Annotated in this window: 19 protein-coding genes, 1 other RNA gene and 1 pseudogene; 13 read left to right on the top strand and 8 right to left on the bottom strand. The window is 70.5% G+C overall.

Annotated features, from left to right (window positions below; all coding sequences use genetic code 11):
• Positions 1-113 precede the first annotated feature (113 nt).
• From SSP29_RS16385 to SSP29_RS16375, 3 genes are all read left to right on the top strand, one after another.
• Positions 114-953: a Nif3-like dinuclear metal center hexameric protein gene (locus SSP29_RS16385; RefSeq protein WP_089101364.1), complete on the top strand. Its 840-nt coding sequence runs from the start codon at positions 114-116 to the stop codon at positions 951-953.
• Complete coding sequence (locus SSP29_RS16380) at positions 950-1,693, top strand: zinc ribbon domain-containing protein (RefSeq protein WP_089101645.1); 744 nt, start codon at positions 950-952, stop codon at positions 1,691-1,693. Before SSP29_RS16385 ends, SSP29_RS16380 begins: the two co-directional genes overlap by 4 nt.
• Before the next feature lie 120 nt (positions 1,694-1,813).
• Complete coding sequence (locus SSP29_RS16375) at positions 1,814-3,082, top strand: bifunctional RNase H/acid phosphatase (protein WP_089101363.1); 1,269 nt, start codon at positions 1,814-1,816, stop codon at positions 3,080-3,082.
• Here the strand turns inward: SSP29_RS16375 and eda are convergent.
• Entirely contained in the window at positions 3,054-3,704 is a 651-nt protein-coding gene (gene eda, locus SSP29_RS16370) for a bifunctional 4-hydroxy-2-oxoglutarate aldolase/2-dehydro-3-deoxy-phosphogluconate aldolase (protein WP_167449925.1), read from the bottom strand. The genes SSP29_RS16375 and eda overlap by 29 nt on opposite strands.
• A gap of 129 nt (positions 3,705-3,833) precedes the next feature.
• The gene (yaaA, locus tag SSP29_RS16365) at positions 3,834-4,616 is read right to left on the bottom strand and encodes a peroxide stress protein YaaA (RefSeq protein ID WP_089101361.1); all 783 of its coding nucleotides are present in this window, start codon (positions 4,614-4,616) and stop codon (positions 3,834-3,836) included.
• A gap of 129 nt (positions 4,617-4,745) precedes the next feature.
• Between yaaA and SSP29_RS16360 the strand changes: the two genes are divergently transcribed.
• Entirely contained in the window at positions 4,746-6,182 is a 1,437-nt protein-coding gene (locus tag SSP29_RS16360) for an RNB domain-containing ribonuclease (protein WP_089101360.1), read from the top strand.
• On the opposite strand, the gene SSP29_RS16355 is transcribed toward SSP29_RS16360, so the two are convergent.
• The 3 genes from SSP29_RS16355 to SSP29_RS16345 are packed head-to-tail and all read right to left on the bottom strand — an operon-like array spanning position 6,073 to position 9,223.
• Positions 6,073-6,765: a hypothetical protein gene (locus tag SSP29_RS16355; RefSeq protein WP_150134288.1), complete on the bottom strand. Its 693-nt coding sequence runs from the start codon at positions 6,763-6,765 to the stop codon at positions 6,073-6,075. The two genes, SSP29_RS16360 and SSP29_RS16355, sit on opposite strands and share 110 nt — an antisense overlap.
• A complete protein-coding gene (locus SSP29_RS16350) occupies positions 6,762-7,526 on the bottom strand; it encodes a MerR family transcriptional regulator (RefSeq protein ID WP_089101359.1) in 765 nt (254 codons plus the stop codon). Before SSP29_RS16350 ends, SSP29_RS16355 begins: the two co-directional genes overlap by 4 nt.
• 50 nt (positions 7,527-7,576) lie before the next feature.
• Complete coding sequence (locus tag SSP29_RS16345; protein ID WP_150134287.1) at positions 7,577-9,223, bottom strand: FAD-dependent monooxygenase; 1,647 nt, start codon at positions 9,221-9,223, stop codon at positions 7,577-7,579.
• A gap of 73 nt (positions 9,224-9,296) precedes the next feature.
• Between SSP29_RS16345 and SSP29_RS16340 the strand changes: the two genes are divergently transcribed.
• The 8 genes and pseudogenes from SSP29_RS16340 (at position 9,297) to SSP29_RS16305 (ending at position 17,387) form a co-directional block, all read left to right on the top strand.
• Positions 9,297-9,914, top strand: coding sequence for a TetR/AcrR family transcriptional regulator (locus SSP29_RS16340; RefSeq protein WP_245883112.1), 618 nt, complete (start codon positions 9,297-9,299; stop codon positions 9,912-9,914).
• An 86-nt stretch (positions 9,915-10,000) separates the two neighbouring features.
• A complete protein-coding gene (locus SSP29_RS16335; RefSeq protein WP_089101356.1) occupies positions 10,001-10,423 on the top strand; it encodes a DUF4260 family protein in 423 nt (140 codons plus the stop codon).
• Between the two features lie 76 nt (positions 10,424-10,499).
• On the top strand, positions 10,500-11,036 hold the full coding sequence (locus SSP29_RS16330; protein ID WP_089101644.1) for a TetR/AcrR family transcriptional regulator: 537 nt from the start codon (positions 10,500-10,502) through the stop codon (positions 11,034-11,036).
• Between the two features lie 78 nt (positions 11,037-11,114).
• Positions 11,115-11,882 (top strand): AraC family transcriptional regulator, encoded by a 768-nt coding sequence (locus SSP29_RS16325; protein WP_089101355.1) that lies wholly within the window; start codon positions 11,115-11,117, stop codon positions 11,880-11,882.
• Between the two features lie 16 nt (positions 11,883-11,898).
• Positions 11,899-12,681, top strand: a pseudogene (locus SSP29_RS61210) (DMT family transporter); the annotation flags it as partial.
• 118 nt (positions 12,682-12,799) lie between these two features.
• Positions 12,800-13,204, top strand: an RNA gene (rnpB, locus tag SSP29_RS16315) — RNase P RNA component class A.
• Positions 13,205-13,874: 670 nt separating this feature from the next.
• Positions 13,875-15,227: a hypothetical protein gene (locus tag SSP29_RS16310; protein WP_145968902.1), complete on the top strand. Its 1,353-nt coding sequence runs from the start codon at positions 13,875-13,877 to the stop codon at positions 15,225-15,227.
• 51 nt (positions 15,228-15,278) lie between these two features.
• On the top strand, positions 15,279-17,387 hold the full coding sequence (locus SSP29_RS16305; RefSeq protein ID WP_089101353.1) for an AIPR family protein: 2,109 nt from the start codon (positions 15,279-15,281) through the stop codon (positions 17,385-17,387).
• 16 nt (positions 17,388-17,403) lie between these two features.
• Here SSP29_RS16305 and SSP29_RS16300 read toward each other — a convergent pair whose 3' ends face one another.
• From SSP29_RS16300 to SSP29_RS16290, 3 genes are all read right to left on the bottom strand, one after another.
• Positions 17,404-19,020: a serine/threonine-protein kinase gene (locus tag SSP29_RS16300; RefSeq protein WP_089101352.1), complete on the bottom strand. Its 1,617-nt coding sequence runs from the start codon at positions 19,018-19,020 to the stop codon at positions 17,404-17,406.
• A 90-nt stretch (positions 19,021-19,110) separates the two neighbouring features.
• Positions 19,111-19,302: a hypothetical protein gene (locus SSP29_RS16295; protein WP_089101351.1), complete on the bottom strand. Its 192-nt coding sequence runs from the start codon at positions 19,300-19,302 to the stop codon at positions 19,111-19,113.
• An 11-nt stretch (positions 19,303-19,313) separates the two neighbouring features.
• Positions 19,314-20,165 carry a helix-turn-helix domain-containing protein gene (locus SSP29_RS16290; protein ID WP_089101350.1) on the bottom strand — a complete coding sequence of 284 codons (852 nt, stop codon included), beginning with the start codon at positions 20,163-20,165 and terminating at the stop codon, positions 19,314-19,316.
• 242 nt (positions 20,166-20,407) lie between these two features.
• On the opposite strand from SSP29_RS16290, the gene SSP29_RS16285 reads away from it, so the two are divergent.
• Positions 20,408-20,821 carry an ATP-binding protein gene (locus tag SSP29_RS16285; RefSeq protein ID WP_089101349.1) on the top strand — a complete coding sequence of 138 codons (414 nt, stop codon included), beginning with the start codon at positions 20,408-20,410 and terminating at the stop codon, positions 20,819-20,821.
• The last annotated feature ends 26 nt before the right edge of the window (positions 20,822-20,847 follow it).

Here is a 20,847-nt window from a genome sequence, read left to right as displayed (position 1 = left end):
ATACGGGTGCACACTCGGCGATTCGCCTGAGGAGACGGTGGCGGGTGTGCTGCGCGTTGCCTCCCGTGGGCGAGCAGGTACAGCCCCGTGGAACAGGCAGGTAGCCTTTCCCCGTGCCCCGTCTGTCAGAAGTCATCGCCGCGCTGGACAACCTGTGGCCCGCCGAGCGGGCCGAGTCCTGGGACGCGGTCGGTACGGTCGCGGGCGACCCCGACCAGGAGGTCACGCGGGTCCTCTTCGCCGTCGACCCGGTCCAGCAGATCGTCGACGAGGCGGTGAAGCTCGGTGCCGACCTGCTGGTCACCCACCACCCGCTCTACCTGCGCGGTACGACGACGGTCGCGGCCTCCCACTTCAAGGGCCGGGCCGTGCACACCCTGATCAAGAACGACATCGCGCTGCACGTCGTCCACACCAACGCCGACACCGCCGACCCGGGCGTCTCCGACGCACTCGCGGGCGCCCTTGACCTGCGGGTCGTACGCCCCCTCGTGCCGGACCCGACCGACCCGGAGGGCCGCCGGGGCCTGGGCCGCGTCTGCGAGCTGGACCACCCGGTCACCGTCCGGGAGCTGGCGGAACGGGCCGCGGCCCGCCTCCCCGCCACCGCACAGGGCATCCGCGTCGCCGGCGACCCCGAGGCCCTCGTCCGCACGATCGCCGTCAGCGGCGGCTCCGGCGACAGCCTCTTCGACGTCGTACGCGCCGCCGGGGTGGACGCCTTCCTCACCGCCGACCTGCGCCACCACCCGGCGTCGGAAGCGGTCGCCCACAGCCCCCTCGCGCTGCTCGACGCGGCGCACTGGGCCACCGAATGGCCCTGGTGCGAGCTGGCCGCCGCCCAGCTCGACGAAATCTCCGACCGCCATGGCTGGGATCTGCGCGTGCACGTCTCCAAGACGGTCACCGACCCCTGGACCAGCCACTCACCGTCCCTTGGAGCCCCCAACTGAACGCCGCGCCCGCCGACCAGATCCGACTCCTCGACGTCCAGGCCCTGGACGTCCGCCTTCAGCAGCTGGCGCACAAGCGGAAGTCGCTGCCCGAGCACGCCGAGATCGAGTCGCTGACCAAGGACCTCACCCAGCTGCGCGACCTGCTCGTGGCCGCGCAGACCGAGGAGAGCGACACCGCCCGCGAGCAGACCAAGGCCGAGCAGGACGTGGACCAGGTGCGCCAGCGCGCCGCCCGCGACCAGCAGCGCCTGGACTCCGGCGCGGTCACCTCCCCGAAGGACCTGGAGAACCTCCAGAAGGAGATCGTCTCCCTCGCCAAGCGCCAGGGCGATCTGGAGGACGTCGTCCTGGAGGTCATGGAGCGCCGCGAGTCCGTGCAGGAGCGGGTCGCCGAGCTGACCGAGCGGGTCGGCGCGGTCCAGGGCCGGATCGACGAGGCGACCGCCCGCCGGGACACCGCCGCCGAGCAGATCGACGCCGAGGTGGCGACGGTCACCAAGGAGCGCGAGGTCATCGCGGGCTCGGTCCCGGAGGACCTGCTGAAGCTCTACGACAAGCTGCGCGCGCAGCAGGGCGGCATCGGCGCCGCCAAGCTGTACGCCCGCACCTGCCAGGGCTGCCGCCAGGAGCTCGCCATCACCGAGCTCAGCGAGATCCGCGCGGCCGCGCCCGACACCGTGGTGCGCTGCGAGAACTGCCGCCGCATCCTGGTGCGCACGGCCGAGTCGGGTCTGTAAGGGGTTGCAGTTGCAAGAGCCTCTAAGGGCTGCTGGAAGAAACAGCTGCCGTTAGAGGTTGTAAGTCCCGCAAGGGTCTATAAGGACTGCAAGGGTCGCAAGAGGACACAAGGGGCTTACGTGGCAAGGGAGTTCATCGTCGAGGCGGACGGCGGCTCCCGGGGCAACCCGGGGCCGGCCGGCTACGGCGCGGTGGTCATCGACGCGGCGACCGGCGAGACGCTGACGGAGGCGGCCGAGTACCTCGGCGTCGTCACCAACAACGTCGCCGAGTACCGCGGCCTGCTGGCAGGCCTGCGCGCGGCCCACGCCCTGGACCCGACCGCCGCCGTCCACGTCCGCATGGACTCCAAGCTGGTCATCGAGCAGATGTCCGGCCGCTGGAAGATCAAACACCCCGACATGAAGCCGCTGGCGACGGAGGCGGCCCGGGTCTTCCCCGCGGCGCAGGTGACGTACGAGTGGATCCCGCGCGAGAACAACAAGCACGCGGACCGCTTGGCCAACGAGGCGATGGACGCGGGCAAGCGGGGCGAACAGTGGTCGGCTTCGGCGTCTACTGCGGAATTCGGCGCCCGCGCCACAGCGCCCCGCAAGGGGCGCGGGGCTGAGACATTTGCGGCTCCGCCGCGCGGGCGCGACCAGCCCCCACCGGCCGGCACTGTGACGACTGCCGAGGCAACCGACGTCGACTCCCGCGCCGCGCGCAATGTGGCGACAGCGACCAAGCCCACCGTCGGCTGGGCCTCGTCGCCAGACATGGGCGCCCCTGCCACCTTCGTCCTTCTCCGCCACGGCGAAACCCCCCTCACCCCCCAGAAACGCTTCTCCGGCAGCGGCGGCACCAACCCGGAACTGTCTCCCGTCGGCCTGGAGCAGGCGCAGCGCGCCGCCGAGGCCCTCGCCCGCCGTGGCACGATCGAGACGATCCTCGCCTCCCCCCTCACCCGCACCCGGCAGACCGCCGCGGCGGTGGCCGAGCGCCTCGGCCTCGACGTCACGATCGAGGAGGGCATCAAGGAGACGGACTTCGGCGCCTGGGAGGGCCTCACCTTCGGCGAGGTCCGCGAGCGCTACCCCGACGACCTGACCACCTGGCTGGCCGACCCGTCGGCCCACCCCACCGGCGGCGGCGAGAGCTTCGCCGAGACGGCGGCGCGTATCGCGGCCACCCGGGACAAGCTGATCGCGGCCTACGCCGGCCGCACGGTCCTGCTCGTCACGCACGTCACGCCGATCAAGACGTTCGTGCAACTCGCCCTCGGCGCCCCGCTCCAGTCCCTGTTCCGCATGGAACTGTCGGCGGCCTCGCTGTCGGCCGTGGCGTACTACGCGGACGGCAACGCGAGCGTACGTCTCTTCAACGACACGTCCCACCTGCGTCCCTGACCCCGGGCCGGAGCCCCGCCGCGGCCCGGGCCAGCTCCCGGACCCGGGCCCAGTCACCGGCGGCGACGGCGTCCGCCGGGACCATCCAGGTACCGCCCACGCAGCCGACGTTCGGGAGGGCGAGGTACTCCGGCGCGTTGTCCGGGCCGATCCCTCCCGTCGGGCAGAAGCGGGCCTGCGGCAGCGGACCGGCGAGCGACCTGAGGTAGGCCGTGCCGCCGGCGGCCTGCGCCGGGAAGAACTTCATCTCCCGCACCCCGCGTTCGAGCAGCGCCACCACCTCCGAGGCGGTCGACACCCCCGGCAGGTACGGCACCCCGGACGCGGTCATCGCCGCCAGCAGCCCGTCCGTCCACCCGGGACTGACCAGGAACCGCGCCCCGGCCGCGACGCACTCGGCCACCTGCGCGGGCGTGAGGACCGTACCCGCACCGATCACCGCCTCCGGCACCGCACCGGCCACGGCCCGGATGGCGTCGAGCGCGGCCGGTGTCCGCAGGGTCACCTCGATGACGGGCAGCCCGCCGTCCACGAGTGCCCGCGCCAGCGGCACGGCGGCGGCGGCGTCCTCGATGACGACGACGGGGACGACGGGCGCGAGGTCCAGCACGGAGGTGGGCATGGCGCCATCCTGCCGAGGCGATGCAGAGCACGCAAAGCTCATTGCGCATACTGCAACTCCATGCCGCTCCATGCCACTCCATGCCATGCCATGCCACGCCACGCCACTGCACCCGTGCAGTGCGACGCTTCAGTGGACCTCTGTCACCAGCACATCCAGCGACCAGGCCTGCCCCGCCTTCGCGGGCGCCTCCACCTCCACCTCGTACCCCAGCTCCCGCAGCGCCTCCACCAGCTCAGCCGGACCAGCCGGCGCGATCCCGGCGGCCAGCAGACTGCGCACCATCCGCCCCTTCGTCGCCTTGTTGAAGTGGCTGACCACCTTCCGGGTCGGCGCGTGCAGCACCCGTACGGTCGCCGTCCGCGAGGCCACTTCCCCCTTCGGCCGCCACGCGGCCGCGTACGCCGCCGACCGCAGATCCAGCACCAGCCCCGTCCCGGCCGCCTCCGGCAGCACCTCGGCCATCGGCTTGCGCCAGTGCGTGCCGAGCGCGCCCAGCCCCGGCAGCTTCACCCCCATCGAGCAGCGGTACGACGGGATCCGGTCCGTCACCCGGACCGCGCCCCACAGCCCCGAGAAGACCAGCAGCGACCGCGCGGCCCGCTTCTTCGCCGCGGCGTCCAGGGAGGCGAGGCCGAGGGCGTCGTACAGCACCCCGGTGTAGATCTCCCCGGCCGGCCGCGCGCCCGCCGTCCGCAGCGCCGCGTTCTTGGCGACCTCGCCGCGCAGTCCCTCGCTCAGCCCGAGCACCTCGCGGGCCTTCTCCTCGTCACCGGTGCACAGGTCGACCAGTTCGGCGAGCACGGCCACGCGGGCCGCAGCGAGCCCCGGCAGGGACAGCGACTCCGGCTTCAGCGGGGCACCACGGCCCGAGGACGCCTTGCCCTCCGAGGGCGGCAGCAGGACCAGCACAGGTACTCCTCTTCACCAACGACGTTCACGACCGGCGTCCAGGGCCGGCGTTCATGACCGACGTTTCATCATCAACGCTTCGCGCCAGCGTAAAGCGCCGGACCGGCGTCCTGTGACTACGCTCGTCCTATGCCCCGCCGCCACATCCGCGTCAAGGGTGCCCCCGAGGCCCCCCTCCGGGCCGCGCTCGCCGCGCTCCGGGCCGACCTGCACATCCCCGAGAGCTTCCCGCCCGAGGTCCTCGCGGAGGCCGAGGGCGTCGCCAGGTTCCCCGCCGTGCCCGGCCACGACGCGACCGACATCCCCTTCTTCACCGTCGACCCGCCCACCGCCGACGACCTGGACCAGGCGATGCACCTGTCCCGGCACGACGGCGGCTACCGCGTCCGGTACGCCATCGCCGACGTCGCCGCCTTCGTCGTACCCGGCGGCGCACTGGACTCCGAGGCGCACCACCGTGTGAACACCCTCTACTTTCCCGACGAGAAGGTCCCGCTGCACCCCACCGTGCTGAGCGAGGGCGCGGCCAGTCTGCTCCCCGGCCAGGCCTGCCCGGCCGTCCTGTGGACCATCGACCTGGACGGAGACGGACGGACGCTGACCGCCGAGGTCCGCCGGGCCCTCGTCCGCAGCCGGGCCAAACTCGACTACGCGGGCGTGCAGAAACGGATCGACGAGAAGACCGCCGAGGAACCCGTCGCACTCCTCAGGGAGATCGGCGAGGCCCGCGAACGCCTGGAAGTGGAGCGCGGCGGCATCTCCCTCAACGTGCCGGAGCAGGAGATCGTCGAGTACGACCACACCTACGAGCTCAGCTACCGCGCCCCGCTGCCCGCCGACGCCTGGAACGCCCAGATCTCCCTGCTCACCGGCATGGCCGCCGCCGACCTGATGCTGGCCTACGGCACCGGCGTCCTGCGCACCCTGCCGACCGCCCCCGACGGCGCGGTCGCCCGCCTGCGCCGTACCGCGCACGCGCTGCGCATCGAGTGGCCGCACCATGTCTCGTACGCCGCGCTGATCCGCTCCCTGAACCCGCACCGCCCCCGCCACGCGGCCTTCCTCCAGGAGTGCACCACGCTGCTGCGCGGCGCCGGCTACACGGTTTTCCGCGACGGCGCCCTGCCCGCGGTCACCACCCACGCCGCCGTCGCCGCCCCCTACGCCCACTGCACCGCCCCGCTGCGCCGCCTGGCCGACCGCTTCGCCTCGGAACTGTGCCTGGCGGCGGCCGCCGGCGAGGAGCCGCCCGACTGGGTGCTGACGGCGCTGGACACGCTCCCCAAGCAGATGGCCGAGGGCTCGCGGCGCGCCGGCACCCTGGAGCGGGAGTGCGTCGACATCGTCGAGGCGGCCCTGCTCAAGGACCGGGTCGGGGAGGTGTTCGACGGGTGCGTGGTGGAGGTCGAGCCGCGTCAGCCGACCGTGGGGAAGGTGCTGTTGCAGCAGCCCGCCGTCATAGGCCGGATCGAGGCCGACGCACCTCTCCCGCTGGGCGAACGGCTGCCGGTGCGGCTGACGGAGGCCGACCCGGGGACGACGAAGGTGCGCTTCGCGCCTGCGTGAGCCGTCGTGCTGCGGTGAGCCGTCGTGCTGCGGTGAGTTGTCGTACGAGATCGGTGGCGTCGTCGGCGTGGAAGCGGACGACGCGCACCTCCTGCCGACGGCCCAGCAGGCTGAAGTGGGCGACGGGCTCGGCGAGTTCGAGAGTCACCGAGGTCTGCGAGCCGATGGGCACGTCGAGTTCGCCGGCCGTCTTCTCGTGCAGGTAGCGCGTCTCGCGCCGTACGGCCCTGATCGCGTCCAGCGGTATGCGCAGGTCGAGCCGGACGCCGTTGCGGACGTGCAGCGCGTCCGGGGTCAGCAGGTGCGGGTGGACGACGGAGGCCGCGTGCAGCCCGATGACGAAGAGGACCGTGTAGACGTCCAGGACGAGGACGACGAGGTGCACGGCCGGCCAGTTGCGCAGCAGCACCGCCATGCCGACCGTCTCGATCACGCACACGAAGGCGAGCCCGGACATCATGGCGCCCTGGCCCCGGGCGTAGCCGAAGCGCACCCCCGTCCCTCTGGTCCGCCGTGCGGCCCACAGCACCAGACTCGCCAGCAGCCGCAGCTCGTGCCGGAACACGGCGTACGCCGCCTTCACGGCCGCTCTCCGGTTTTTCCGGCCACGACGATGTCCAGGGCCCGGCGGACCGCCGCCGCCTGGGCCGGGGCGAGGTCGGCGTAGAGGGCGCGCAGGAAGCTGTCCTCGTGGTCGATGACGGCGTCGGGGAACACCTCCTGGGGGATGCAGCCGGCGATGACCCGGGCGGCCTCGGCCACCCGGGGGTCGTCGAGGCCGGCGTCGGCGAGCGCGTCGAGCAGGGCGTAGGCCTCGTGCGCGCGGGCCGTCGCCTGCGGTGAACCGGCGATGGCGCCGGCGAGGGACATCAGCCGTGCCCGGTCCGCCGGGTCGGCCACCGTCTCCATCAGGGCGAACACCTCACGGTCCTTGGCGGCCATCGGGGAACCGGCGAGCCGCGGGGCCGTCTCGGCGAAGAGGGCGGCCAGTTCGGGCGAGACGGGCCCCTCGGCGGGCAGTTCGCCCGCGTCCAGCAGGGCCCGCAGCCGCTGCCGCCGCTCGTGGATCTCCGCCTCCTGCCGGGCGAGGTCCCCGTCCAGTTCGGTGAGCACCTCGATGAGGTCCTTGCCGGCGTCGTCCGCGAGCACGTCCCGCACCTCGGCGAGCCCGAGCCCCAGCTCGGTCAGCCGCCGGATCCGGGCGAGGACGACGGCGTGCCGGAGGGTGTAGTTCCGGTAGCCGTTCGAGAGCCGCTCGGGCTCGGGCAGCAGGCCCTGATGGTGGTAGTGCCGCACCGTGCGCGTGGTGACGCCGACGGCGGCGGCGAGTTCTCCGATCCGCATGGGACCAGTAGAGACGTTGACGTCGCGGCAGGGTCAAACGGCGGTGCCGGTCACGTGGCGACGAACCAGTGGTCCAGGGTCTCCTCCAGCCCGTGCCCGCCGTCGCCCCGGTCCGCGGCCCAGGCCACGAACCCGTCGGGCCGTACGAGCAGACCGGTCAGCTCCGGCCGCCCCGGACAGGCCACGGTGACGACGTCCACCCGGTCGCCGTACCCCTCCGCGCGGGCGCGCAGTTTCGGATCGTCGACGAGGTCGAGGAGCACGGCACGGCCGTCGTGCAGGTGGTCGCCGAGCCGGGTGCCGTCGGCGAGTTCGAGGTCCGGGGCGCTCTGCCCGGTCAGCGGGTGGTCGCCGGGGAGGTCGTAGTGCTGCCAGACCCCGGAGATCTGCTTGACGAGGTACGTCGTCCCGGCCGACGTCAGCGCGAGATCGGTGACCACCCGGCGCAGGGCACGGGCATGCCGGTCGGGGCGCATCACGGCGATCTGGGCGCGGGTCCAGTCGAGCACCCAGGCGCCGATCGGGTGCCGTTCGGCGGTGTAGCTGTCGAGGAGGGTCTCGGGCGCGACCCCGCGCACCACGGCGGCCAGCTTCCAGCCGAGGTTCATGGCGTCGCCGAGCCCGAGGTTGAGCCCCTGCCCGCCGAACGGCGAGTGCACGTGCGCCGCGTCCCCCGCGAGCAGCACCCGGCCCTTGCGATAGCCGCTCGCCTGCCGGGCGTTGTCGGTGAACCGGGTCGAGGAGTGCACCTCGTGGATGGTCACCTCGTCCACGCCGGACACCCGGCGCAGCGCGGCCTGCAGCTCCTCGGCGGTGATCGGCGCGATGGGGGTCCCCCCGCGCGAGCGAAGCCGAGCGTGGGGGAGGTCGGCGGGCGGCCCGTCGAACTCGACGGTGAGGATCCGGCCGGGGAAGGGCCCGTTGACGTACGTCCCCACGTCGGTGGTGTTCCACCCGGCCCCCAGCCGCTCGCCCCCGCTCATCTCGACGACCGCCTGATAACCGGTGATCTCCGGCTCGGTCCCGGGGAAGTCGAACCCGGCGAGCTTGCGGACGGTACTCCGGCCGCCGTCGCACCCCACGAGCCACCCGGTACGGACGTCCTCGCCGCTCCCGAGGTGTACGACCACACCGTCGGCGTCCTCGTCCGGGTCGAAGCCGGTCAGCTCCACGCCCCGGCGGACCTCGACGCCGAGCCGCTCGGCACGGGCGCCCAGGATCCGCTCCAGCTCCACCTGCGGGACACCGAGGCCGACGCCGTCGGCGGGGCCGATGTCGGCGAACGCGGGGTCGGAGTCGTCGAACAGGTCACCGCGCATCATGATCCCGGCGAAGTGCCCGGCGAACTTCGGGGGAGTCCGGGGAGCATCGGCACCCTGCTTCTGCTTCTGCTTCTGCTTCTGCTTCTGCTTCGGCTCCTGCTCCCGGTCTCCGAGGAAGGCCCGCATCCGCCACCGGTTCCGCTCCCAGGCCGCCGTGAGGTCGGGCAGCAGCCCGCGCCGGTAGAGGGTCACGGCGCCCGCCGTGTTCATCCCGCCCGCCTTGATGGTCTCGTCCACCTCGGCCAGCCGCTCCACGACCAGCACGTCCGCACCGCCGAGCCGCAGCTCGCAGGCGAGGAAGAGCCCGACGGGCCCGCCACCGGCCACCACCACGTCGTAATCGTTCTTGTGTGCAGTCCTCATGCTTGTGCTCATGGCTTCACTGTAGTCACTAAAACTTTCGAGCGGCTATAGTTTTCTCGTGATGGATGACGTGATGGATGACGCGATGGATGAGAACAGGCCGGGGGAGTCCCTGCGGGAGCGCAAGAAGCGGGAGACGCGGCAGCGGATCTCGAACGTCGCGACGGTGATGTTCCGGGAGCGCGGCTTCGACCAGGTGACGGTCGCGGAGGTGGCGCGGGCGGCCGGATTCTCGGCGATGACCGTCTTCAACTACTTCCCGCGCAAGGAGGACCTGTTCCTCGACCGCATCCCGGAGGCCGTCGCGGCCTTCGCCGGCGCGGTACGGGGCCGTGAGCCCGGCGAGCCCCCGCTCGCGGCGCTGCGCCGCCTGGCCTTCCGCTTCATCGACGCGCGGCATCCGCTGGGCGGTGTGGGCGAGAACTTCGCGGGCTTCTGGCCGGTCGTGGCCGACTCGCCGGCGCTGCGGGCCCGTGCCCGCGAGGCGGTCGAGGAGGTGGAGCGGGCGCTGGCCGCTGCGCTGGCCGAGGCCGGGCTCGCCGATCCGGAACTGGTGGCGGCGGTGACCGTCGCCGCGTACCGCACGGTGTGCGTGGCCTCCGTACGCCGCCAGCTGGCGGGCGACCGGTTCGCGGAGATCGTCGAGGACCACCGGGAGCGGATGGGGGCGGCGTTCGACGCGCTGGAGCGGATGGTGCCGTGACCGCACCGCACTCGCTTGACGGCTAACGCCGTTAGCCGTACCGTCGTGGCTAACGGCGTTAGCTGAATTGCCCTCGGGAGGCAGCCATGTCCAGCACCACGAACGTCACCCCCGCCCTCCGCACCGCCACCGTGGTGGCCCGCCGCACTGCGTGGCTGGCCGCCGCCCTGTTCTGGACGGCGTTCGCGGTCCTGGAGGGTGTGCACCACGGCTGGCTCGCCGGCGCCCTCGCCGTGCTCTTCCTGATCCTCCCGGACCTCACCTTCCTGGTCGCCCTCGACGAGGCGCCCCGGATGGCGAAGGGGCAGCTGGCGCCGCGCGCGGTGCCGTACTACAACGCGATGCACCGGGCGCTGGTGCCGCTGGGCCTGCTGGCGGCGTACGCGGCGCAGCCCTACTTCTCCTGGCCCCCAGCGTTCGCCGCGCTCTGCGGCTGGCTGGCCCACATCTCGTACGATCGCGCCTTCGGCTACGGACTGCGGACGAAGGAGGGTTTCCAGCGTGACTGACGCGACCGAGGCGACTGACGTGACTGACGTGACTGACGTGACTGACGTGCCCGACGTGACCGACGTGCCCGACCGGCTGACGCCGAGGGCGCGGGAGATCGTGGCGGCGGCCCGGGACCTGCTGGAGGAGTCCGGCCCCGCTGTCCTCACCATGCGCACCCTGGCCGACCGCCTGGGCATCAAGGCCCCGTCGCTCTACAAGCACTTCCCCGACAAGCACGCCGTGGAGGTCGAACTCATCGCGCAGATGCTGGAGGAGTCGGCCGAGGCGCTGGAGGCGGCGGAGACGGCGGAGGCGGCGGAGGCGGCGGAGTCTCGTACCCCCGGCTCCCTGGAGACGCTGGCGGAGGCGTACCGCGTGTACGCCCTGGCCCACCCCCACCTCTACTGCCTGGCCACGGAACGCCCCCTGCCGCGTGCTGCTCTGCCGCCCGGCCTGGAGGACAGGGCCGCTCGCCCCCTGCTGCGGGCCTGCGGCGGCGATCTCGACCTGGCCCGTGCCACCTGGGCATTCGCGCACGGGATGGTGATCCTGGAGATCCACGGTCGCTTCCCGGAGGACGCCGACCTGGACGCGGCATGGAAACGGGGCCTGAGGACGTTGCACCCTTAGCGCAAGGGGGTGCCGAAGGTGGCTGAACACGCACGGTGGACAAGGGCACGGCTGGGCCGCTGCGGCCCGTCGCTCGACATGCTGACGGCGCGCTTCGACAAGCACGTGTACGCCCCGCACGCGCACGCCGAGTTCACGATCGGGGTGTGCGTCGACGGTTCCGAGGTGATCGCCTACCGGGGCGGCCACATCCACACCGGCCCCGGTTCGATCGTCGTCCTGGCCCCGGGCGAGATGCACACCGGCGGCCCGGCCACCCCGACCGAGGGCTACGCCTACCGTGCCCTGTACGCGGACCCGTCCCTGCTGGCGGACGGCACGCTGGACGCCGTACCGCACTTCCGGGACCCGGTCGTCGACGACCCGGAACTGGCCGCGGCCTTCCGCCGGGCCCACACCGAGCTGGCCGCCTGCCCGGACCCGCTGGAGGCCGAAACCCGCCTCCCCTGGCTGCTGACCGCTCTGTCCCACCGCCACTCCACGGCGCGACCGGCGCGGGACGAGGTCCCCGGAGCCCACGGCATATCCCTCCTCGTCCGAGACCGCCTCGCCGACGAACTGACCTGCCCGCCCTCCCTCGCCGACCTGGCGGCCGACCTGGGCCTCTCCCGCTACCAGCTGCTCCGGACCTTCCGTACGACGATGGGCGTCCCGCCGTACGCCTGGCTGGCCCAGTACCGGGTGACCCGGGCCCGTGCCCTCCTGGATTCGGGCCTGCGCCCCGCGGAGGCCGCCACGCTCGTCGGCTTCGCGGACCAGGCCCACATGACCCGCTGGTTCCGCCGGGTGCTGGGGGTGACCCCGGCGGCGTACCGCAACAGCGTTCAAGACGCGTCACGGTACTGACAGCGAAGCTTGCCGCATGACTGCACGCGGCTGGTTCCTGTTCTCCCTCATGGGAGTGATCTGGGGCATCCCCTATCTGATGATCAAGGTGGCGGTGGACGAGGTGTCCCCGTCGATGGTGGTTTTCGCCCGCTGCGCGGTGGGCGCGCTGCTCCTCCTCCCGCTGGCGATCCGCAAGGGCGGCCTGTTCCTCACCATCCGCACCCACTGGCGCCCGATGCTGGCCTTCGCGTGCATAGAGATCATGGGCCCCTGGTTCACCCTGACCGACGCGGAACGCCACCTGTCCAGCTCGACGGCGGGCCTGCTGATAGCGGGTGTACCGATCGTGGGCGTGGTGGCGGCGCGCTACTTCGGCGGCGAACGCGAGCACCTGGGCGTACGACGCATCACCGGCCTCCTGATCGGCCTCGCCGGAGTGGCGGTCCTCACCGTCCCCCACCTCACCGGCGGCGACGCCCGCTCCCTCGGCGAGGTCCTCCTGACGGTCATCGGCTACGCGACAGCGCCCCTGATAGCGGCCCGCCGCCTGAAGGACGTCCCGACCCTGCAGCTGATAGCGCCGTGCCTCACCCTGGCGACCCTGGTCTACGCGCCGGCGGCGGCAGCGACCTGGCCCTCCTCCCTCCCCTCGACGAACGCGCTGCTCTCCCTCCTCGCCCTCGGCGTCCTGTGCACGGCGGTGGCCTTCGTGGCCTTCCTGGAACTGATCAAGGAGATAGGCCCGACCCGCTCGACGGTGATCACGTACGTCAACCCGGCGGTGGCGGTGGCGGCGGGCGCGCTGTTCCTGGGCGAGAGCTTCACCCCGACGATCGCCGTGTCCTTCGCGTTGATCCTGGCGGGTTCGGTGCTGGCGACGGCGTCCTCGGCACCGAAGACCCCGGCCCGCCCGGTAACATGGTCGACACGGCAGACGAGCCGGGCGGACGGCCGCGTGGAGTCCCCTTGACGGGGGGCTTCCCGAGGAACGTCCGGGCTCCACAGGGCAGGGTGGTGGCTAACGGCCACCCGAGGCGACTCGCGGGACAGTGCCACAGAAAGCAAACCGCCGGGGACCTCGGTCCTCGGTAAGGGTGAAACGGTGGTGTAAGAGACCACCAGTGCCCAGGGCGACCTGGGCAGCTAGGTAAACCCCACCCGGAGCAAGGTCAAGAGGAAGCACCCCGGTGCTTCTGCGGGGACGTTCGAGGGCTGCCCGCCCGAGCCCCCGGGTAGACCGCACGAGGCCGGTGGCAACACCGGCCCTAGATGGATGGCCGTCGCCCCGGCACCCGCGAGGGACCGGGGTACAGAACCCGGCGTACAGCCCGACTCGTCTGCCGCTCTGGCCCATTGGCCAGCGAATCTGCTGGTCAGAGCCCTTATTGTTGGAAGAGAGGGGCTGATCAAACCCCGTTCCGTACCCGTTCAAACGGGGTCGCGCGGCTACGTGCGTAGCCATCAAAGTAGCCGTAGTGCGCCAGGTTGGAGAACGGCTGTGTGGGATTTGGGCAGCCATACACGCGTTGTCGAGTGGAGAGTGGCGCGGGATGTCGCCCGCGAGCGCGTCAGGCTTGATCAAGGTGATGAGTCCGGTGCATTGGGTGGTGAGGTGGACGGGGTCGGGGTGAGTACGGTGAACGGGGGATGTGCGGCGAAGGTGGCGGAGCCGGACATGGTGTCGATGGCGCACCTGTCCCGTGCGGGCCTCAATTGGCGACGAAGGACCGCAGAGTGGTGGCCGAAGTCTCTTCGATCGGCTCGACGACCATGCGGGACAACATCGATTCCAGGGGGCCGTTTGACGCGGGGACGGCGACCTGCGCGCGTGCCAGGCAAACGGTGAGTCCGTCGGCCCGGTCCCCGAGGAACTGGGCGAAGACGTAACGGAGCCGGCCGGGGCGGCGAGAACGGCGAGAACTAGGGACGTGTAAGCCGGATGCTGGAACTGGCGCGCTACCATCCCCCTGAGCCTGGCTCGGCGTGGTGGCAGGCGGTTCGGGGGAGTGGATGACATTCGCACAACCGAGGCGGGCAGATTTACCGTCTTCGGCGCGATCGCCGCGGCTGGCGATTCTGCGCCCTGACAGTGGCTTTCTTCGTCTGCTCGCTGAGGACCTCACCAAAGGCCGCACCAAGGAAAGGTCCTACTCCGAGTCCTGCCGTGACTGGCCCGAGGTCAAGTCACACCTCGCGATCCTGCTTGTTCCTTCCGACGAGCAGGGCGATGAACGCGACCGGGAGCAACAGGAGCGGATCTGGGGCCTGGGCATCGTGCGCCCTGCTCGACAGACCGACCGAGACCGGAAGGTCGTCGTTACCCGTGCACGAAGCCTTCGAAGCCTGGTGCCTGTCTCAGGGCTCTGGTGCGCCGACGGCGAGTCAGACGCCGAGCTCTCCGTGTCGTTACCGGAAAGCGGTCCTGTCACGGTCGGTGCGGGCACCGTGTTCGCCAATCTGAGGCGGATCTCCCCTGATGTCGAGGCCGAAGTCCAGAGGCTGCTGCCGCTGCTCGACGAAGCCGAAGGCTGGAGCGAGGGAGAGCTCCGCTGGCGTGATGAGCGCGACGCCCTTCTGCTTTTCGCCAAGATAGCCGGGCTGACCCCGAGCGACTTCTCCGAGGTGCGTCGCTGGGACAGGACAGCCGCCCGGGCAGCCTTTGTCAGCGGGCTGACAGGGACTGAGATTCAGCCGATGTTCGACGATGTCCGTGGGCAGGCGGCGGAGAGGTTCCGTGGTGCCGGAGAGGTCGTCGTCCGCGCGTTCTCGAATCGCAAAGGCCGCCATAGTTATGACTTGGAAGCCACGTCGATAACCGATCAGCGGGTGGTCGAAGGCGGGGAGGGCTCCCTCGACGCCCACTACTACCACTTCGACACCCGGACGCTCGTCACGCTGCGCTACCTGCGTCCCGGCCCCAACGGATTCCTCTCCCCTGACACCTGGCGCGGCCTGGACGAGTTCCGCAGCCGTGCTCACCGCCTGTCGACACGCGACTGGCGGAGCGCCGACGATTACAGCTTGCTGGACGACCCTCTCTTCCTCCGCGTTCATGAGCCGGAGCCCTTCACCGCCGCTCTGCACCGGACGAGTTCCGGTGCGATCTACCCCTACGGCCAGTTCGCCGGAGCGATCTCGGACGCAGGGGAGACCGGTCTCCCCGGCCTTTCCTTGCGCGTGCTCACCCGCCACCTGGCACACACCAGCTTTGCCGGGCTGGTGCGCGACGGTTGGCTCGGCGCGAGCGGCGTGCCCTTCCAGGTGGCCTTGGAGTGGGTGGAGGCCTCGATCGACACGGCTGGCGTTGCTTTGCTGGTCGTGGACTTCAGCCTCCGGCAGCGTGGCAACGGCTCGGGGATCTAGGCGCTGGCCCAGGCCATCAACAAGACACCATCAGTGGGAAGGCAATCATTCATGGCCACCTCGGGGGCGGACACACCTCGCCAGGTCACGCAGGTGCGCGAGCAGCTGCACGAGACATTCGACGGGGTGATAGACGACAGCGATATCGCCCACTTCCGAGGCGACAACTACGAACAGCGTTTTCTCTCCCGTGCTCTTGCAGCCCTCGCGGTACGACGCGTGGCCAAGTGCAGTGTGGCCGAGGCGGCTCGGTTCGTCACGGACGGCATCGCGGACCAGGGAATGGACGCCATCGCTCCCCTGCCAGACAGCGGGCGGGCTCTGCTCGTCCAGGCGAAGTGGAGCGACAAGGGCACGGCGACCTTCGACGTGGGCGCCGCCAAGGCGATGGTGGACGGTCTGAACCGTATCGAGAACGAGTTGTACGACCAGTTCAACCAGCGTGCCGGCGCGCTCGCCTTGGAGGCCCGGCCGTTCATCATCAACGAGCGAGCCACTCTGGTCATCGCGCTGATGGGCACTGTAGAGCCCTCTCCACCCGCGCGCGAGGTTCTCGACAACGCTCTCGCCGAGTTCAACAAGCATGGTGCCCGCATGAGCGTCGAGGTGCTGTACGCCGCGGACTTCCATGACCAGATCCATGCGGATCTTCGGCCGGAGCCGATCTGTCTGAAGGTACGCCTTGACGACTGGTACGAGCAGAAGGGACCACTCAAGGCTTATCAGGGCACGGTATCCGCCGAGAGCGTCGCCGAGTGGTACGAGACGCACGGTACGGGCCTGTTCGAGCAGAATCTCCGGGCCCCACTCGGGACCACCGTCACCAATGCGGAGATCGGTCTGACTCTTACCTCCGATCCCACCAGGTTCTGGCACCTGAACAACGGCATCACCATGATCTGCGACTCGCTCACGGCGGAGAACGACAGCGCCAGGGCACCGCAGAGCAAGCCGACCACTCTCACCGTGACGGGGGCGAGCATCGTCAACGGCGCTCAGACGGTACGGGCTGTCGCCAGGTCGATGCACGACGATGGTGAGGCCGCAGCCAACGCCACCCTGAGCATCAAGGTCATCAACACGCAGAAAGACCGGGAATTCGGCGTCCAGGTCTCGCAGGCGGCGAACCGGCAGAACGCCATCGAGCAGCGCGATCACATCGCGCTGGAACCGGTGCACCAGGCGATCAAGGCCAACCTGCGCGCCGAGCTGCGCAAGCAGTACGTGATCAAGCGCGGCGAGCCGGTTGCTGCGCCCGAGACCGGTTGCTCACTGGACGAAGTCGCTCTCGCACTCGCGTGCCTGCACCCGGATGCGGAACAGGCCGCCCGGGCCGCCAGTTCCACGGAGAACCTCTGGGAGCAGGGCCCCAAGGGCAGCCACACCCTGCTGTTCAAACGTGAACCCTCGCCGCAGAAGGTGTGGCGGTCCGTGCTCACGCTGCGCGCGGCACGGAGCGCGGTCTACGAACTGGGCAGTGGGCAGAACAGCCGCGAGGCGGCAACCGCGGAGCATGGTGGTTTTCTCGTCACCCACCTGATCTTCCAGCATCTCGGTGCCACGAGCATTGATGACCCCGACTTCGACTGGGACAGCGAGGTCCTGGAGAAGATCCCTGCCCTCGTACCGGATCTGGTGCGTCGGCTGACGCACCAGATCGTCGCTCGTTACGGGCCACGTCCCCAGATCAGGACCGCCTTCCAGACCGCGGAGACGTGCCGAGAGCTAGCGAAGCACGTCCTCGGCGACCTGGCCGAGGGCGTTGCCGTTCCCGTACCTCCCGCGAAGGAGCGCAAGCAGCGTCGCCCGAACACCGTGCCGCTCCTGGTCGACCGCCGTGTGATCAAGGACGGAGCCCCTCTCCAGTACGTGGCTCAGAACGAGCCCGAGCGCGACGCCATGGAAGAGTGGCTTGTCCAGGACGAACGGCGGCGTCAGGCGACCTGGGTCAATCACCGAACCAAGTCGATCCTGTGGGCGTACGACGAGCAGCAGTACTCGCCGTCCGGGCTGGTGTCGAAGATGTGGGCGGATGCCGAATGGGACGAACGGCCGGTGGCCAACCAGGGGACGACTCGCTGGCTCCTCGCGGACGGCCGCAGCCTGTGGGACCTGGCGAAGGGCATCCACAGCGAAGAGGAAGAAGAAGGCGAAGCGTGACGCTACCGGCGGGCCGTCAGTAGGGGCCCGAGCCCTCCGGGCCGCGCAGCCGGGCGAGGAGATCGGCAATCTCGCGGGTCTCCTCGTGGTCCTCGCCGAGGAGTACGCACATGTCCTCGTGGAGGGCGTCGAGAACACCCTCGGCCTCGGTGCGGCGGCCCTCGGAGAAGAGGAGGAGGCCGATGCTTCGGCGCAGGTCGAGAGCGGTCTCGGAGGCGTCCCCGGCTGCGTCGGACACGACCTCCAGGACCTCCTGGAACTCCCGTAGGGCGACCGTGGCCTGACCGAGGTTGGCCCGGCAGTGGGCGGCGTGCCGACGGCACTCCAGGGTGTTTTCGTCGGCCGGTCCCGCCGTACGGGCGTAGACGGCGGCCAGCGCGTCGAACTCCGGCAAGGCACGCCGGAAGTCCTCGCCGGCCATGAGGACCGCCGCGCGCTGCCGCCGCAGGCCGAGTACACGGGGGTTGTGCTCGCCGAGAGCGGTGGCGGCCGTGGCGATCACGGCCTTGAGGACGTCCGCGGCCTGGGCGAACCGTCCGCTTTCGGCGAGGTCCGCGGACCGGGCGTAGGCGTCCCGGATGGCGTCCCGGAGCGCGGTGTCGACCCGCCCGGGGACTGGCACGGGCGCTGTCGGCTCGGGTGCGGGCGAGGGCGCCGTGGTCCGCCGCAGGGGCGCGTTCGGCTGCCGGTAGACCACCGTCGGGTCGGGAACGACGGAGGGGGAATCACCGTCGGTGAAGACCACGGGGGCAGCCGCCGAGCCCGGTTGCGGCAGGTGTGGCGACAGACGCTCGTAGACCGCGTACGCGTCGGCCGGACGCTGCTCGGGCACCTTGGCCAGCAGGTCGAGGATCAGCGTCTCCAGGTCCTCCGGTGCCTCGGGCCGCAGTGTGCGCAACGGCTTCGGCGGCGCCTTCATGTGCTGGTGCAGAAGCTGGTACTCGTTGTCGCCGCTGAACACCGGCTCCCCGGCGAGGAGTTCGTGCAGCACACAGCCGAGCGCGTAGAGGTCGCTCAGCGGGGTGATCTGCGCGCCGTCGATCTGCTCGGGCGGCATGTAACGGCTGGTACCGATCCGGCTGCCGGTGGCCGTGAGCCGGGTGACATCCGTACGCAACAGCTTCGCGATGCCGAAGTCCAGCACCTTGACCGTGCCGTCAGCGGCGATCAGGACGTTGTCCGGCTTCAGGTCGCGGTGCACGACCGGGATGGCGTGCGCGTACGACAGGACGGTGCAGATCTGCGCGGCGATCGACGCGGCCCAGCTCACCGGGAGCCGGGCCGCCGCTTCGTCCTCCGCGCCTGCCAGCAGCCTGCGCAGGGAGATCCCGCGCACGTACTCCATCACCAGGTACAGCCGGTCGTACGACGCCTCGTCCAGCACCGCGTCGAACACCTGCGGCACCCCGTGATGCCCAATCCGAGCGGTGACGCGCGCCTCACGTTCGAAGCGGCGGGCGAACTCCTGCGCCTGCGCGGGCGACGCGACGACGTCGGGCCGGATGAGCTTGACCGCGATCTCCCGGTCGAGAACGGCGTCGTAGCCGCGCCAGACCGTGCCCATGCCACCGGACTCGATCTCCTCGATCAGCTCGTAGCGGCCCTGCTCGCCGATTCTCCTTGCCTGCGACACGCGTTGCGCCCCCGTCGTCCTGATGCCTCGTCAGTCGATCGCTGTACACGGTACCTATTGGCGGGGTGCGCGGCAGGTCCTACAGAGGTCCTACAGCAGGTGGTCGGCCTTGCCCGCCTTGATGTCGGTGATGAGGGTGCGCAGGGCTTCGAGGGAGTCAGTGAGGTGGTGATCCTCCTGGCCGTTGACGGCTATGTAGGCGTTGCCTTCGGCATCGGTACCGAAGCGGAAGCAGTTGCTCGCGTCCTGGCAGAAGGGTGCTTCCCAGCTGATAGCAGGCATGACCAACTCTCCTAAAGGCTCTGGGAAATGGCGTGCATGAGATCGAGGGTCTCCTCAGGCTTGAGCGCGATCCTCTGCATCTCGTTGAGTTGCAGACGGTACTTGCACAAGTGGGCACCTGAATAAAGGAATTCTCCTGCCGTGGCGCGGTCCAGTTGCACGGTGTCGAGTGGAGGCATCTGGCCGAGGGCGTACAGGATCGACTGGCCTGAACCGGGGAACGCCCCTGCGGAGAAGGGGATGGCCTGGATTGTGACGTTGTCGCGGTCTGCGGCTGTCATGAGGTGACCAAGCTGGTCTCGTAGCACCGCGCGTCCACCTGCTTCGATCCGGAGGGCGGCCTCATGGATGATCAGCACGTAGTCCGGAGCCCCTGGCCGGTCGATGGCCTGGTGCCTTTGCACGCGGTGGGCGACCCTGGCCTCGAACTCCTCGGTGGGCAGCGGCGGGATGGCAGCTTGGAAGAGGGCGTGTGCGTATGCCTCGGTCTGCAGCTGGCCCGGCATGTGTGTCATCGTGCTGACACGCAAGCCTCGGGCGTGCCACTCCAACTCGGCGATGTCCAGGAATGTCGCGGGCAGGAGGTCGCGATACTCCTCCCACCAGCCGGTCGTGCGGTCGCCGCACATGGAGACCAGCGCGTCTACCAGAGCCTGGTCCGTGCACTCGTACCGGAAGGCAATGCGCCGGACACGCTCCGGGCTGACGCCGTGACGTCCCGCCTCGGTGCTGGTGATCACGGTTCGTTTCGTGTCCAGCAGTATGGCGGCCTGTTCGGTGGACAGTCCCGCCCCTTCCCGTAGCTTGCGAAGCTCTGCGCCCAGACGCTGCTGGCGTGCGGTCGGATTGCTCCTCGGCGGCATCGGTTCCCTCTCGTCGCGTGCGGCTCAGTTTGCCGCGAAGCGAAGTTCGTTCCAACGGACCTTCGGGACTTGGTAGCACATGTACCCCCGTTGCCCTACTGTGAGTACCGTGCACGCTACACACCGCAACGCCGGAAGTGCACCGCGTGAGCATGCCCGTCCGCCCTGGGACGGGTGTGTCCGCGACCAGGGCGGTAGGCCACCGGCGACCCCAAACCCCTCACAGAGTCGTGGAGTTCGCCATGCCCGAGATCCCCCTCGTACCCGCTCACTGGCGCTTCCCTGCCCAGCCCGCCTCCGTACGGCGGGCCCGGCACGCCGTCGTCGAAGTGCTGCCGGACGCTCTCCGTCCTCACCTTGGCGACGACCTGGGCCTGTTGACCTCTGAACTGGTCACCAACGCCATTCGGCACGGCGCGTACCGGGAGGACGAGGACCTCATCGAACTCGTTCTGTGGCCGGCCGACGGCCACTACTGGCTGGCCGTCTCCGACCCGGGTGCCGGCAAGCCCGCTCTGGCGCACCCGGACGCCGACTCCGAGAGCGGCCGGGGCCTGATCCTCGTCGAAGGCCTCGCCACTGCCTGGACCGTCCGGCCCCGCCCCATGCGCGGAACGTCCGTGATCGCGGGGCTCTCGTTCCGCCAGGGAGGCTGACCAGGGGGGAGTGGTCGGCAGGGAGG

Origin of the sequence: Streptomyces hyaluromycini, from assembly GCF_002217755.1 — a bacterium.
GTDB lineage: Bacteria > Actinomycetota > Actinomycetes > Streptomycetales > Streptomycetaceae > Streptomyces > Streptomyces hyaluromycini.
Note: the sequence above shows the minus strand (reverse complement) of the source record. Positions and strands in the feature narration are given on the sequence as shown.